Below are 13,238 nucleotides of genomic sequence, written 5' to 3'. Positions count from 1 at the left end.
GGCCGGGCCGGTGCCGGCGCCTCCGGGACCCGCTCCGCCCGGTCCCGATCCTCCCGGCCCGCCCGTACCGGGACTGCCACGACCGGACGAGGGCACGTCCATGGAACTCATCAGTCCTCCTCGGGGCCCGGCGGGTCTGGTTCGGCGGGCCTGGTCCAGCAGCCCGCCCCGGGGATGGCCCCGGGGCGGGCCGTACCCGGCCAGTTCACCCGGTTGCCGGTGAGGCCGCATGCGGCGTGCACCCGCACGGGTGATCGACTGTCAGGGGTGGGCGGAGGAGTGCGGCCGGCCCGCCGTCCGGTTTTCGGGTCGGCGGACCGGTGGGGCGGTGTACCGGTGGTCGGGCGAGGCGGTGGACCGGCGGGCGGGGCGAGGACCGCCGGGACCGGCACCCAGGCCACCGCGAGCAGCAGCACGCCGGGGCCCGCCAGCCGGTGCAGCCGGCCCACCAGGAACGCGCCGGCCAGTGCCCCGACGGCCTCCCCGGCCGGCGCCGGCCCCATTCCGCCGCTCGACGTACCCTGCCCGCGCGGGATCACCGTCACCGGCAGCAGCATCGGGGTGGCCGCCACGTCGAGGACCAGGACGAGGGCGAGGGTCGGGCGGAGGAAGGCGTTGGCGGCGAGGAAGCGGAAGCCGGCGAGGGCACCGCCGTCCTTCTCCGGGGAGTCCTGCGCCGGGGGGCTCGCGTCCGCCGCTCCCGGGCGGTTCGGGAACCGGACCAGCAGGGCCGAGGCCAGCGCGAGCAGCAAGGCGAGCGCCGTCCCGACGAACGGTGCGCCCCGGCCGGGCCCGAACAGTGCCCCCGCCAGCGGCGGCCCGACCGGCCCCGCGCCGCTCATCCGCGCCTCGTCCTGTGCCGGCGCCTGCCTCAGTTGCTGGGGCGGGACGACCGAGCGCACCGCGAGCAGCCGGACCGGACCGCTGTACGCGACGGTCGCGCCGATCACGACGGCCACCGACAGGGTGCGGACGAGGGTCGGCCGGTCCAGGGCCATCGCCGCCGGGACGCTCGCGGAGGCGAGCAGCCGGGTGCCGTCGGCGGCGATCAGGATCCGCCGGCGGTCGTACCGGTCGGCGACCGCGCCGCCGTGGACCCCGAGGACGACGGCGGTGCCGATCCGGAGGGGGCGACTTTCTCCACCCCGCAGGAGGGCTCGGCCGGCCTCCCCGGGCTGTTCTCGCACTTCACGCTGCGGCTCAGCCCCGGGCGGCTGGTCCGGCTCCGGGCCCAACTCAAGGACGTGTTCGACGAGTTGCACGCCCAAGGGCAGAGCGCGTCGGCGGACGCGGTGGAGGTGGCCGCCTTCGCCCTGCTGTACGGGGTCCGGCCGGACGCGGCCGTCCCGGCCGGGTCGGCCGATCCGCCGGAGGCCGCCGGTCCCCCGCCGGCCGGCTCTCGAAGCGGTACCCGGCCGGGCACGGAATCGTAAACGCCGGGCGCACTGTCAGTGCCATGGTTCAGGATGACTGAATGTCATACGAACTTCAGGCGCTGATCGGCTCGGCGGAGCTGGTCGCAGTGGCGGCCGCCGAGGTTCCGGCGGCCCGCCCCCGACCGCTGGCCCAGGGGTTGGCGATGATCCCGGCGACGCCCGCCTTCCTGGCCTCGCTGCGACTCGGCGGGCAGGAGTCGGCGACCACCGGAGCCGTCGGCTTCGCCTGGTTCCCGGACGGCCTCGAACGCAGGCTCGCCGCCTGGTCCAAGGCCGGCCCGATCGCCTGCGTCGAGGCGAACTTCTTCGGCGGCACCGGCACCCAGCGCGCCGCCGTCTGGGCCGACGGCCGGCTCGACCTTGGCCCGCTCACCGGGGGTGAGTTCGAACCCACGCCGCCCGAGGGCAGTCCGATCTCCCGCGTCCTGCGCAGGCTCGGCGCCCGGGTGGAGGACGCCGCCCACCGCGACGAGTTCGACGCCGTCGGCCTCGGCGAGCACCGCAGCACGGCCTCCTGGGCGTCGGCCCGCTGACCCGTCACCCCGGGGAGCGGTCGGCGCCGACCGCCTGACGGCGTGTCGCCGCCGGTCGCCGCGTGTCGTGCACCGTTCGGCGTACACGCGGTGGCTGGGCCAACTGGCCTGCCCCACGGTGTGAATCAGGCATTTCGCCTGATTCGTACCGAGAGGAAAGCATCACCCATGCGTGCCACCTGGATGGCCACCGCGCTGACCGCAGCCCTTGTGCTGGCTCCGGTCGCCACGGCGACCTCCGCCACCGCCGCCGGCAACGGAGCCGCGGTCGCCCCCGCCCACGTCAGCACCTTCGCGGTCCCCGTCGACCTCCCCCTGCCCGTCCCGGCCGCCCCTGCGGTGCCCGGTGCGGAGGCCCTCCCGTCCCTGCCGGATCTCTCGACGCTGTTCGCCCTGCCGGCCACCCCGGCGAACCCGGTCGCTCCTGCCGTCCCGGCCGCCCCCGATCCGACGGCCGCCCTCGGCGGAGTCCTCCAGCTGGTCGACGGCCTGCTCTCGACCGTCGCGCCGCTGCTCGGGGCGCCCGACCTCGGGCCCCTCCAGCAACTCCTCGCCTCGCTGGAGGCGACTGTTCAGGCCCTGATCGGCCAACTGCCCGCACCCCCAACGGCGACGGCCCCCGTCCCGCCCCCGGCCGTCGACCCCCCGGCGACCCCGACCGTCCCGCCGACGGACCAACCGGCCTTCCTCAAGGCCCAGGCCCAGGCGCAGGCCCAGGTCCAGGCTCTCCTCCAGGCCCGCCCCCTGCCCGGTGTCGTCGCTCCCCACTGACGGCGCCCGCCCGCACGACGGCGGCCCCGGTCGCGAGCCGCAGCTCGCGACCGGGGCCGCCCCGTCGCCGGTCCGCCGCCCCTCGGGGTCAGCGGTAGTTCACGTACTGGACCGCGAAGTCCAGGTCCTTGCCCTTGAGCAGGGCCTGGACGGTCTGCAGGTCGTCGCGGCTCTTCGAGCTCACCCGGAGCTCGTCACCCTGCACCTGGGCCTTCACGCCCTTGGGGCCCTCGTCCCGGATGATCTTCGCGATCTTCTTGGCATCGTCCTGGGAGATGCCCTCCTTCACGTCCGCGAAGATCTTGTACTCCTTGCCGGACAGCTGAGGTTCCTTGGTGTCCAACGCCTTCAGCGACAGACCGCGCTTGATGAACTTGCTCTGCAGCACGTCCAGGATCGCCTTGACGCGCTCCTCGCCGTTCGCCTTCATCTCGATCGTCTCGCCGGAGCGGCTGATCTCGGCGCCGACGTTCTTGAAGTCGAAGCGGGTGGCGATCTCGCGGGAGGTCTGGTTGATCGCGTTGTCGACCTCCTGCCACTCGACCTTCGAGACGATGTCGAAACTGGAGTCGGCCATGGGTGTTGGTCTCCTTGATGCTCTGCCTGCACTGACACGGCGTGCCCCACCGGGCGTCCGCCGCCCCAGCCTATCCAGCCCACCCCCGCCCTCGCCCCCGACCGCCACGCCGCACCACGTGATCACTCGCCGCCCAACCGGGTGGCGAAGCACCCCCTTCCATCGGGTAAGGTTTACCCAGTCGAACGGGGCAAGCCCCGGGCGGCAAAACATCCTGGCTGGTTGCCCGAGCGGCCAAAGGGAGCAGACTGTAAATCTGCCGCGCAAGCTACGCAGGTTCGAACCCTGCACCAGCCACAGGATAGAGAACGGCCCGTGATCAGCGGAAACGCTGATCACGGGCCGTTCTTCGTTTTCGGCGATCAGGAGGGCCCGGGGGAAGGGGTCGGCCGGAGCGTCAGGAGGAGGGTGGCGGCTGCGGGGGTGTCGGGGGCGGTGTGGGTGGGGGTGGGGTGGGCCGGGGGGAGTGGTGGGGGTGGGGTGGGGGTGATCCAGACGGAGAGCAGGCCGGTGGCGTGGGCGCCCCGGAGGTCGGTGGCGGGGTTGTTGCCGACCATCCAGTCGGCGGCAGTCAGGGTGCGGCCGAGGCGGGTGGCGGCGAGGTGGAAGATCGCGGGGGCGGGCTTGCGGGCGCCGGCCTCCTCGGAGACGCAGACGGCGTCGACGGCGGGCAGCAGGCCGGTGCGGGCGAGTTTGGCGCGCTGGATGTCGGTGGAGCCGTTGGTGACGACGGCGATGGTCCAGCCCGCGTCGCGGAGGGCGGCGAGGGCTTCGGGAACGCCGGGGATCAGGTGGGTGCGGGCGGCCTCCTGGGCGACGTGTTCCTCCCAGAGGGTCGCGCCGGAGCGCGGCAGGCCGTAGTGGTCGGCGATCCGGGCGAAGCCGGCCGGGGACCGGTCGGCGCGGAGGAGTGCGAAGACGGTGGGGGCGGCTTCGGCGGGGAGGCCGTGGGCGGTGCAGAAGCCGGGTGTCCAGGCGTCGGCACCGCCGTCGCGTTCGACCAGGGTGTGGTCGAGGTCGATCAGGAGGAGAGGACGGCGGGGGCGGAGCCCGTCGCGAGCTGGCGACGTGAAGTGATTTTTCATGTGCGGAGGGTAGTGGTCGGCGTCGGTGCCACTATTGCGAATGGCTTGCAATTACCTCGATCAAGCAGCAAAGTGGTGGGGCAGGGGTGGGGTCGGGCCGTTCAGCCTCCCCGCTGAGAAGCCCCGGTCGTGCGGAAGCGCGCCGGGAGTCCTCCGTAAGAGCTGATCGTCTTCCCAACCGGCGCCCGCCGGGACAGCGGTCCGCCCACCCCGCCTCTCGTCCCCACCGCGTCAAAGGCGTGTCAAGGCTGCGCGCCGGAGCGTCAGGAACGCGTAGGGGGCGGCGGCGGACGGGTGCGCGGCCCGCAGGATCGGATCATCCGATCGACTGCGGAGGTCCCGCCCGATGTCCAGCCCCGTCACTCCGGCCGTCGCCGTCGTGCCCGAGCAGCCCGAGCCGCCCGAGCCGCCCGAGCAGCCCGGACGGTCCGGGCGGTCCGGACCGCCAGGGACGGATGCCGCCGGCGCGGACGCCGACCGTCACCGGCTCACCGCCCTCGGCGGCCTGGCCGCACTGTCGTTGGACGCGATGGCCTCCGTGGCGTACGGGCCCGAGTCGATCGTGCTGGTGCTGGCCGCGGCGGGGGCGTACGGGCTGGGGTTCACGCTTCCGGTGACGGCGGCGATCGCGGTGCTGCTGGCGGTGCTGGTGGCTTCGTACCGGCAGGTGATCGCGGCGTTCCCGGACGGCGGCGGTTCGTACGCGGTGGCCAAGGCGCACCTGGGGCGGCGGACGGCGCTGACCGCCGCGGCCTCGCTGGTGATCGACTACGTGCTGAACGTGGCGGTGTCGGTGACGGCGGGCGTGGCGGCGCTGACCTCCGCCGTACCGGGACTGTACGGGGACCGGGTCTGGCTCTGCCTGGGTGTGCTGGCGCTGGTGACGGCGGTGAACCTGCGCGGGATCGCCGAGTCGGCCCGCTGGTTCATGGCGCCGACCGCCGTGTTCGTGCTCTCGATCCTGACGATCGTCGTGGTGGGTCTGTTCCGTGACGCCCCGGTGAGCACGGCGGCGGCCGAGGGGCACGCCTCGGTGCTGGCCGGCAACGCGACCGCCGTCGGGGCGCTGCTGCTGCTCAAGGCCTTCGCGGCCGGCTGCTCGGCGTTGACCGGCGTGGAGGCGGTGGCGAACGCCGTGCCGTCCTTCCGCACGCCCGGCGTGAAGCGGGCCCAGCACACCGAGGTCGCACTGGGCGCGCTGCTCGGCGTGATGCTGATCGGACTGGCCGTGCTGATCGGCCGGTTCCACCTCCAGCCGGTGGAGGGCGTCACCGTCCTCGCCCAGCTCGCCGACGCCTCGCTGGGCCACGGTGCCGGCTTCTACCTGGTCCAGTTCGCCACGGTGGTCCTGCTCGGCCTGGCCGCCAACACCTCCTTCGGCGGGCTGCCGGTCCTGCTCCACCTGCTGGCCCGCGACAACCACCTGCCGCACGTCTTCGCCCTGCGCGCCGACCGCCAGGTGCACCGGCACGGCGTGCTGTTCCTCGCGGCCGTCTCCGCGGTGCTGCTGGTCGGTTCGGGCGGCGACGTCAACAGCTTGGTGCCGCTCTTCGCGATCGGCGTGTTCGTCGGCTTCACGATCTGCCAGGTCGGCATGGTCCGCCACTGGGTGCTGGAGCGGCCGGCCCGCTGGCGGGCGAAGGCCGCGCTGAACGGCTTCGGCGCCCTGCTCACCGCCGTGGCGGCGCTGGTCGTCACCGGCACCAAGTTCACCGAGGGCGCCTGGGGCATCTGCCTGGCCCTGCCGCTGCTCGTCCTGCTCTTCGAGGCGGTCCACCGCAGCTACGCACGGATCGGCGAGCGACTGGAACTCGGCCGGATCCCCGGCCCGCTCACCCCGCAGCGCAGCCTCGTCCTCGTGCCCGTCACCGCCATCACCCGCCTCACCCGCGACGGCCTCTCCGCCGCGCTCTCACTCGGCGACGAGGTCCTCGCCGTCACCGTCGTCCACGACCCGGCCGAGGCCGAAGCCCTGCGCCGGGACTGGGAACTGTGGCAGCCCGGCGTACCGCTGGTGGACATCCCGGACGGCCACCGCCGCCTCGGCCCGCCGATCGCCGAGTTCGTGAACCGCCTTGCTGCCGAACGCGCCTACGACCGGCTGACCGTCCTGATCCCCGAGGTCGAACCGGCCCGTCCCTGGCAGCGCGCCCTGCAGAACCGGCGCGGCGCGGTCATCGACCGGGCGCTGCGCCGGCACACCGACGCGGTGGTCTGCCGGCTCCGGATGCGGATGTGAGGGCCCGCCGTGTGGCGGTGAATTGCGCAGATCGTAGGCATTTGTCCGAGCTGATCGTCATATCTTGACGATGTCTTAACGGCCCCCCTCTGTGCTCCCCGAACGCCCTCCGAACGCCCCCGCGCCACCTGGCGTGCCGCGCCCGCAGCGGCCCCGACCTGCGGGAACGTCCCCGCCGATCGGAGATGCCGGGCGTTCCGGACACTCCTCGGAGGCCCGTTCCGCGCCGGCCGGACGCGCTTACGCTCGCCCATGTGTTCAACGTGCCCCAGGCGCTCAAGCGCCTAGTGATCGGCAGAGCCATGCGCAGCGAGGAGCTGGGCGAGACGCTGCTCCCCAAGCGGCTGGCGCTGCCGATCTTCGCTTCCGACCCGCTCTCCTCGGTCGCCTACGCGACCCAGGAGATCCTGCTGGTGCTCACCGTCGGTGGCGCCGCCTTCCTCTCGCTGACCCCGTGGGTCGCGGCCGGTGTGGTCGCCCTGATGGCGGTCGTGGTGATGTCGTACCGCCAGGTCGTGCACGCCTACCCGAGCGGCGGCGGCTCGTACGAGGTGGTCTCCCGGAACCTGGGCGCCAACTCGGGCCTGGTGGTGGCCGCCTCGCTGCTGGTCGACTACGTGATGACGGTCGCCGTGTCGGTGGCCTCCGGCGTGGACAACATCATCTCGGCGCTGCCCTCGCTCGCCGACCACCGGGTCGAGCTGGCGGTCGGCTTCGTCGTGCTGCTGATGGCGGGGAACCTGCGCGGAGTGCGGGAGTCGGGCAAGGCCTTCGCCGCGCCGACGTACCTGTTCATCGGCGGCATCCTGCTGATGGTGGTCACCGGGCTGGTCCGGGCCGTGCTCGGCGACGCACCGGTGGCGGCCAGCGCCTCGTACGGGATTGTGCCGGAGGACGGCAAGGACACCCTGGCCGGGCTGGGACTGCTGCTGCTGGGACTGCGGGCGTTCGCCTCCGGCTGCACGGCGCTGACCGGGGTCGAGGCGATCTCCAACGGCGTGCCGGCGTTCCGGGCACCGAAGTCGAGGAACGCCGCCGCCACGATGGCCGTGATGGGCACCACGGCCGTGGTCATGTTCGTCGGCATCACGGCGCTGGCGCTGGTGTCCGACGTCCACATCGCCGACGACGCCTGCCACCTCACCGGGTTCCCCGGCGACTGCACGACCGCGCCCCAGCAGACCGTGATCGCCCAGCTGGCGGCGGCGGTCTTCGGCGGCGACGGGAGCGTCCTCTTCTACGCGATCCAGGCGGTCACCGCGCTGGTGCTGATCCTGGCGGCCAACACCGCGTTCAACGGCTTCCCCCTGCTGGCCTCGATCCTGGCCGAGCACCGCTACCTGCCGCGGCAGATGCACACCCGCGGTGACCGGCTGGCCTTCTCCAACGGCATCATCGCGCTCGCGGTGGTGGCCGGCGGGCTGCTCTGGCTGTACGACGCGGACGTCACCAGCCTGATCCACCTCTACATCCTGGGGGTCTTCACCTCCTTCACGCTGTCCCAGATCGGCATGGTGCGGCACTGGAACCGCACCCTGGAGACCGGGACCGACCCGGCGGTCCGGGGCGGCGCCCTGCGGTCCCGGGTGATCAACTCCTTCGGTGCGGTCACCACCGCGCTGGTGCTGGTCGTCGTGCTGCTGACCAAGTTCACCCAGGGCGCCTGGCTGGCCGTGGTCGCGGCGGCGGTGCTCTGGGTGATGATGCGCGGCATCCGGCGGCACTACGACAGCGTCGCCGAGGAGCTGGCGGTGGACGACCCGGACGCCGAGGCGGTGCGGCCCTCCAAGGTGCACGGCATCGTGCTGGTGTCCAAGGTGCACAAGCCGACCCTGCGGGCGCTCGGCTACGCCGAGGCGTTCCGGCCGGACTCGCTGGAGGCGCTCACCGTCGCCGTGGAGCCGGACGCCACCGGCGAACTGGAGCGGCAGTGGCGGGAGCTGGCCGTGGCGGTGCCGCTGAAGGTGCTGGACTCGCCGTACCGGGAGATCACCCGGCCGGTCGTCCAGTACGTGCGGGAGTACCGCCGGACCGGCCCGCGCGAGGCGGTGGCGGTGTTCATCCCCGAGTACGTGGTCGGGCACTGGTGGGAGCACCTGCTGCACAACCAGTCGGCGCTCTGGCTGAAGAGCAGGCTGCTCTTCACCCCGGGGGTGATGGTGATCAGCGTGCCGTGGCAGCTGACCTCGGCCGGCCGGGCCGACCACCCGTCCCGCCGGGCGCCGGGTGCGGTCCGGCGCGGCGAGCCGGCGGTGCGGTCGGAGCGGGAGAAGCTGCCGGCGCCCGAGCACGCCTGACGCACGCGGGCAGGGGCGCGGCAGGAACGCAGGAGCATAGGAGTACGGGAGTCACCCCACGGGCCCCGGACGGCATCGGCCGTCCGGGGCCGCGCCATGACCCGGCATGACCCTGCGCGGGACGCCGCGCGGGTGACACGCGCGGCAGCGCCCCTGGCCCCGCCGCCCCCGGCCCGTATGGAGCCCGTCAACAATCGAACGTACGCCGTATGGAGGGCGTCAAGAACGCCGTTGACGCACCGTGAGGGCGGTTGGCTGGCGTAGCCGGCCCGCCGCCGGTGCCGCGCCCCGCCCCTTCTACGCAGGCCGCGGCCACCTCCGAACCACTGTGGTGGAGCCCATGTCCGATCTCATCTACGTCGGTGTCACGGTCGCCGTGTTCGCCGTCATCGCCCTGATCGCGCGGGGGGTGGAGAAGCTGTGAGCGCCGAGAACGTCGCAGGTCTCATCGTGGCCGTCGCCCTCGTCGGCTACCTCGTCGTGGCGCTGATCTACCCGGAGAAGTTCTGACATGAGCTCCACTCTCGCGGGCTGGCTGCAGGTCCTCGCCCTGGTGGGCGCACTGGCCCTGTGCTACCGGCCCCTGGGCGACTACATCGCCCGGATCCTCACCACCTCCCGGCACCTCAGAGCCGAGCGCGGCCTGTACAAGGTGATCGGCGTGGACCCGGACGCCGACCAGCGATGGTCGGTGTACCTGCGCTCGGTGCTGGCCTTCTCGGCCGTCTCGGTCCTCTTCCTCTACGGCCTGATCCGCCTCCAGGGCCACCTCCTGCTGAACCTCGGCGTCGAGCAGATGCCGGGCCACCAGGCGTGGAACACCGCGATCTCGTTCGTCGCCAACACCAACTGGCAGTCCTACAGCGGCGAGGCCGCGATGGGGCACGTGGCCCAGATGGCGGGTCTGGCGGTGCAGAACTTCGTCTCCGCGGCCGTCGGCATCGCCGTCGTCGCCACGCTGATCCGGGGCTTCACCCGCAACCGGACGGACCGGGTCGGCAACTTCTGGGTCGACCTGACCCGGATCACCCTGCGCCTGCTGCTGCCGGTCGCGGTCGTCTTCGCCCTGGTGCTGGCGGCGACCGGGGTGGTGCAGAACTTCCACGGCTTCCACGAGGTGGCCGCGCTGGTCGGCGATCCGCAGTCGGTCCCGGGCGGGCCGGTGGCCTCGCAGGAGGTCATCAAGCTGCTGGGCACCAACGGCGGCGGCTTCTTCAACGCCAACTCGGCGCACCCGTTCGAGAACCCGACGGGTCTGAGCAACTTCCTGGAGATCTTCCTGATCCTCCTGATCCCGTTCGCGTTGCCGCGGGCCTTCGGCCGGATGGTCGGGGACCACCGGCAGGGCTACGCGATCGTCGCGGTGATGGGTCTGTTCTGGGCGGCGTCGGTGGCGCTGATCACCTTCTCCGAGTCGCAGCACGCCGGTTCGGCGATGCAGGCGGCCGGCGGGGCCCTGGAGGGCAAGGAGCAGCGGTTCGGTATCGCGGCGTCCGGTCTGTTCGCGGCGTCGACGACGCTGACCTCGACCGGTGCGGTGAACTCGTTCCACGACTCGTACTCGGCGCTCGGCGGCGGGTTGACGATGTTCAACATGATGCTGGGCGAGATCGCGCCCGGCGGTGTGGGCTCGGGCCTGTACGGGATGCTGGTGCTGGCGATCGTCGCGGTGTTCGTGGCCGGTCTGATGGTCGGGCGCACCCCGGAGTACCTGGGCAAGAAGCTCGGCGGGCGGGAGATGAAGTTCGCCTCCCTGTACATCCTGACCACGCCGACGCTCGTGCTGGTCGGTACGGGTGTGGCGATGGCGCTGCCGGGTCAGCGGGCCGGGATGCTCAACTCGGGTGCCCACGGTTTCTCCGAGGTGCTGTACGCGTTCACCTCGGGCGCGAACAACAACGGCTCGGCGTTCGCCGGCATCACGGTCAACACCGACTGGTACGACACCGCGATCGGCCTGGCCATGGTGTTCGGCCGGTTCCTGCCGATGGTCTTCGTCCTGGCCCTGGCCGGCGCGCTCGCACAGCAGCAGCCGGTCCCCGCCACCCCGGGCACCCTGCCCACCCACAAGCCGCTGTTCGTGGGCCTGCTGTCGGGCGTCGTCCTGATCGTCGTCGGCCTCACCTACTTCCCGGCCCTGGCTCTCGGGCCGATCGCGGAAGGTCTCTCCTGATGTCCTCCACCCTGACCGAGAAGCCGGCCCCCCGGCCGGAGGCGCCCGCCGAGGCGCCGCACAGAGCGGCCGGCGGCCTGCTCGACCCGAAGGTGCTCCTCGCCGCCCTGCCGGACGCGGTGAAGAAGCTCGACCCGCGCGTGATGGTCAAGAACCCCGTCATGTTCGTGGTCGAGGTCGGCTCCGTCGTCACCACGGTCTGCGCGATAGCCGACCCGTCGGTGTTCGCCTGGTCGATCACCGTCTGGCTCTGGCTGACCACGGTCTTCGCCAACCTGGCCGAGGCCGTCGCCGAGGGCCGTGGCAAGGCGCAGGCGGACACCCTGCGCCGGACCAGGACCGACACCGTGGCCCGGCGGCTCACCGGATGGCCCGCGGGCCGGGACGAGGAGGAGGTCCCGGGTGCGTCGCTGCGCCTGGGCGACCACGTCGTGGTCGAGGCCGGCCAGATCATCCCCGGTGACGGGGACGTCGTCGAGGGCGTCGCGAGCGTCGACGAGTCGGCGATCACGGGCGAGTCCGCGCCGGTGATCCGCGAGTCGGGCGGAGACCGCTCCGCCGTGACCGGCGGCACCAGGGTGCTCTCCGACCGGATCGTGGTGAAGATCTCCTCCGAACCCGGAAAGACCTTCATCGACCGGATGATCGCCCTGGTCGAGGGCGCCGCCCGGCAGAAGACGCCGAACGAGATCGCGCTCAACATCCTGCTGGCCTCGCTGACCATCGTGTTCCTGGTCGCGGTCGTCACCCTGCAGCCGATGGCCACCTACGCGGGCGCCCCGCAGTCGATGATCGTGCTGGTCGCCCTGATCGTGGCGCTCATCCCGACCACCATCGGCGCGCTGCTCTCCGCGATCGGCATCGCCGGCATGGACCGGCTGGTCCAGCGCAACGTGCTGGCGATGTCCGGCCGCGCGGTCGAGGCCGCCGGCGACGTCAACACCCTGCTGCTCGACAAGACCGGCACCATCACCCTCGGCAACCGCCAGGCCGCCGAGTTCCTCCCGGCCGCCGGCGTCACGGTCGAGGAGCTGGCCGACGCGGCGCAGCTCTCCTCGCTGGCCGACGAGACCCCCGAGGGCCGCTCGATCGTCGTCCTCGCCAAGACGCGGTACGGACTGCGCGCCCGCGCCCAGGGCGAGTTGGCGCACGCCACCTGGGTGCCGTTCACCGCCCAGACCCGGATGTCCGGCGTCGACCTCGACGAGCCCGACGGCCCGCACCAGGTCCGCAAGGGTGCGGCGGGATCGGTCACCACCTGGGTCACCGAGAACGGCGGCACCGTCGGCCGGGACGTCGCCGAGCTGGTCGACGGCATCTCGGCCGCCGGCGGGACCCCGCTGCTGGTCGCCTCCAAGGCCGGCCCCGCGGCCCCGAAGGCCCTCGGCGTGATCCACCTCAAGGACGTGGTCAAGGAGGGCATGCGGGAGCGCTTCGACGAGCTGCGCCGGATGGGCATCAGGACGGTCATGATCACGGGCGACAACCCGCTGACCGCCCGGGCGATCGCGGAGGAGGCGGGCGTGGACGACTTCCTCGCCGAGGCCACCCCCGAGGACAAGATGGCGCTGATCAAGAAGGAGCAGGCCGGCGGCAAGCTGGTCGCGATGACCGGCGACGGCACCAACGACGCCCCGGCCCTCGCCCAGGCCGACGTCGGTGTCGCGATGAACACCGGGACCATGGCGGCCAAGGAGGCCGGCAACATGGTCGACCTCGACTCCAACCCCACCAAGCTGATCGAGATCGTCGAGATCGGCAAGCAGCTCCTGATCACCCGCGGCGCGCTCACGACCTTCTCGATCGCCAACGACGTCGCGAAGTACTTCGCGATCATCCCGGCCATGTTCGCGTCGGTGTACCCGGGCCTCGACAAGCTCAACATCATGGGCCTGCACAGCCCGCAGTCCGCGATCACCTCGGCGATCGTCTTCAACGCCCTGGTCATCGTCGGCCTCATCCCGCTCGCCCTGCGCGGGGTGAAGTACCGCCCCTCCGACGCCAGTTCGCTCCTGCGTCGCAACATCGGGGTCTACGGCCTCGGCGGGCTCGTCGTCCCCTTCGCCGGGATCAAACTGATCGACCTGGTCGTCCAGTTCGTCCCCGGCCTGAGCTGAGAGAGGAGAA

11 protein-coding genes and 1 tRNA gene are annotated in these 13,238 nt (G+C 72.4%); 9 read left to right on the top strand and 3 right to left on the bottom strand.

Going from position 1 to position 13,238, the window contains the following annotated elements; genetic code table 11:
* Positions 1–110: 110 nt before the first annotated feature.
* Positions 111–1,187: an MFS transporter gene (locus ABZY91_RS04070; RefSeq protein WP_355399555.1), complete on the bottom strand. Its 1,077-nt coding sequence runs from the start codon at positions 1,185–1,187 to the stop codon at positions 111–113.
* On the opposite strand from ABZY91_RS04070, the gene ABZY91_RS04065 reads away from it, so the two are divergent.
* From ABZY91_RS04065 to ABZY91_RS04055, 3 genes are all read left to right on the top strand, one after another.
* On the top strand, positions 1,092–1,433 hold the full coding sequence (locus ABZY91_RS04065; RefSeq protein ID WP_355399604.1) for a hypothetical protein: 342 nt from the start codon (positions 1,092–1,094) through the stop codon (positions 1,431–1,433). The two genes, ABZY91_RS04070 and ABZY91_RS04065, sit on opposite strands and share 96 nt — an antisense overlap.
* A 41-nt stretch (positions 1,434–1,474) precedes the next feature.
* Positions 1,475–1,969, top strand: coding sequence for a hypothetical protein (locus ABZY91_RS04060; protein WP_329885442.1), 495 nt, complete (start codon positions 1,475–1,477; stop codon positions 1,967–1,969).
* A 168-nt stretch (positions 1,970–2,137) separates the two neighbouring features.
* Positions 2,138–2,740 (top strand): hypothetical protein, encoded by a 603-nt coding sequence (locus ABZY91_RS04055; RefSeq protein ID WP_355399553.1) that lies wholly within the window; start codon positions 2,138–2,140, stop codon positions 2,738–2,740.
* Between the two features lie 88 nt (positions 2,741–2,828).
* Here the strand turns inward: ABZY91_RS04055 and ABZY91_RS04050 are convergent, their stop codons facing one another.
* Complete coding sequence (locus tag ABZY91_RS04050) at positions 2,829–3,317, bottom strand: YajQ family cyclic di-GMP-binding protein (protein ID WP_329885440.1); 489 nt, start codon at positions 3,315–3,317, stop codon at positions 2,829–2,831.
* Positions 3,318–3,533: 216 nt separating this feature from the next.
* Between ABZY91_RS04050 and ABZY91_RS04045 the strand changes: the two genes are divergently transcribed.
* A tRNA-Tyr gene (locus ABZY91_RS04045) sits at positions 3,534–3,614 on the top strand.
* Between the two features lie 65 nt (positions 3,615–3,679).
* Here the strand turns inward: ABZY91_RS04045 and ABZY91_RS04040 are convergent.
* Complete coding sequence (locus ABZY91_RS04040; RefSeq protein WP_355399551.1) at positions 3,680–4,402, bottom strand: HAD family hydrolase; 723 nt, start codon at positions 4,400–4,402, stop codon at positions 3,680–3,682.
* 346 nt (positions 4,403–4,748) lie between these two features.
* Here ABZY91_RS04040 and ABZY91_RS04035 point away from each other — a divergent pair, with 346 nt between their 5' ends.
* The 5 genes from ABZY91_RS04035 (at position 4,749) to kdpB (ending at position 13,228) form a co-directional block, all read left to right on the top strand.
* Positions 4,749–6,641, top strand: a complete 1,893-nt coding sequence (locus ABZY91_RS04035) for an APC family permease (protein ID WP_355399548.1) — start codon at positions 4,749–4,751, stop codon at positions 6,639–6,641.
* 302 nt (positions 6,642–6,943) lie between these two features.
* Positions 6,944–8,938, top strand: a complete 1,995-nt coding sequence (locus ABZY91_RS04030) for an APC family permease (RefSeq protein WP_355399600.1) — start codon at positions 6,944–6,946, stop codon at positions 8,936–8,938.
* Between the two features lie 420 nt (positions 8,939–9,358).
* Complete coding sequence (gene kdpF / locus ABZY91_RS04025) at positions 9,359–9,448, top strand: K(+)-transporting ATPase subunit F (RefSeq protein ID WP_238863773.1); 90 nt, start codon at positions 9,359–9,361, stop codon at positions 9,446–9,448.
* A 1-nt stretch (position 9,449) separates the two neighbouring features.
* On the top strand, positions 9,450–11,111 hold the full coding sequence (gene kdpA, locus ABZY91_RS04020; RefSeq protein ID WP_355399546.1) for a potassium-transporting ATPase subunit KdpA: 1,662 nt from the start codon (positions 9,450–9,452) through the stop codon (positions 11,109–11,111).
* Positions 11,111–13,228, top strand: a complete 2,118-nt coding sequence (kdpB, locus tag ABZY91_RS04015) for a potassium-transporting ATPase subunit KdpB (protein ID WP_355399544.1) — start codon at positions 11,111–11,113, stop codon at positions 13,226–13,228. Before kdpA ends, kdpB begins: the two co-directional genes overlap by 1 nt.
* Positions 13,229–13,238 lie beyond the last annotated feature (10 nt).

Origin of the sequence: Kitasatospora sp. NPDC002965, assembly GCF_040611255.1 — a bacterium.
Lineage (GTDB): Bacteria > Actinomycetota > Actinomycetes > Streptomycetales > Streptomycetaceae > Kitasatospora.
This window is presented reverse-complemented; position numbering and strand designations above follow the sequence as displayed.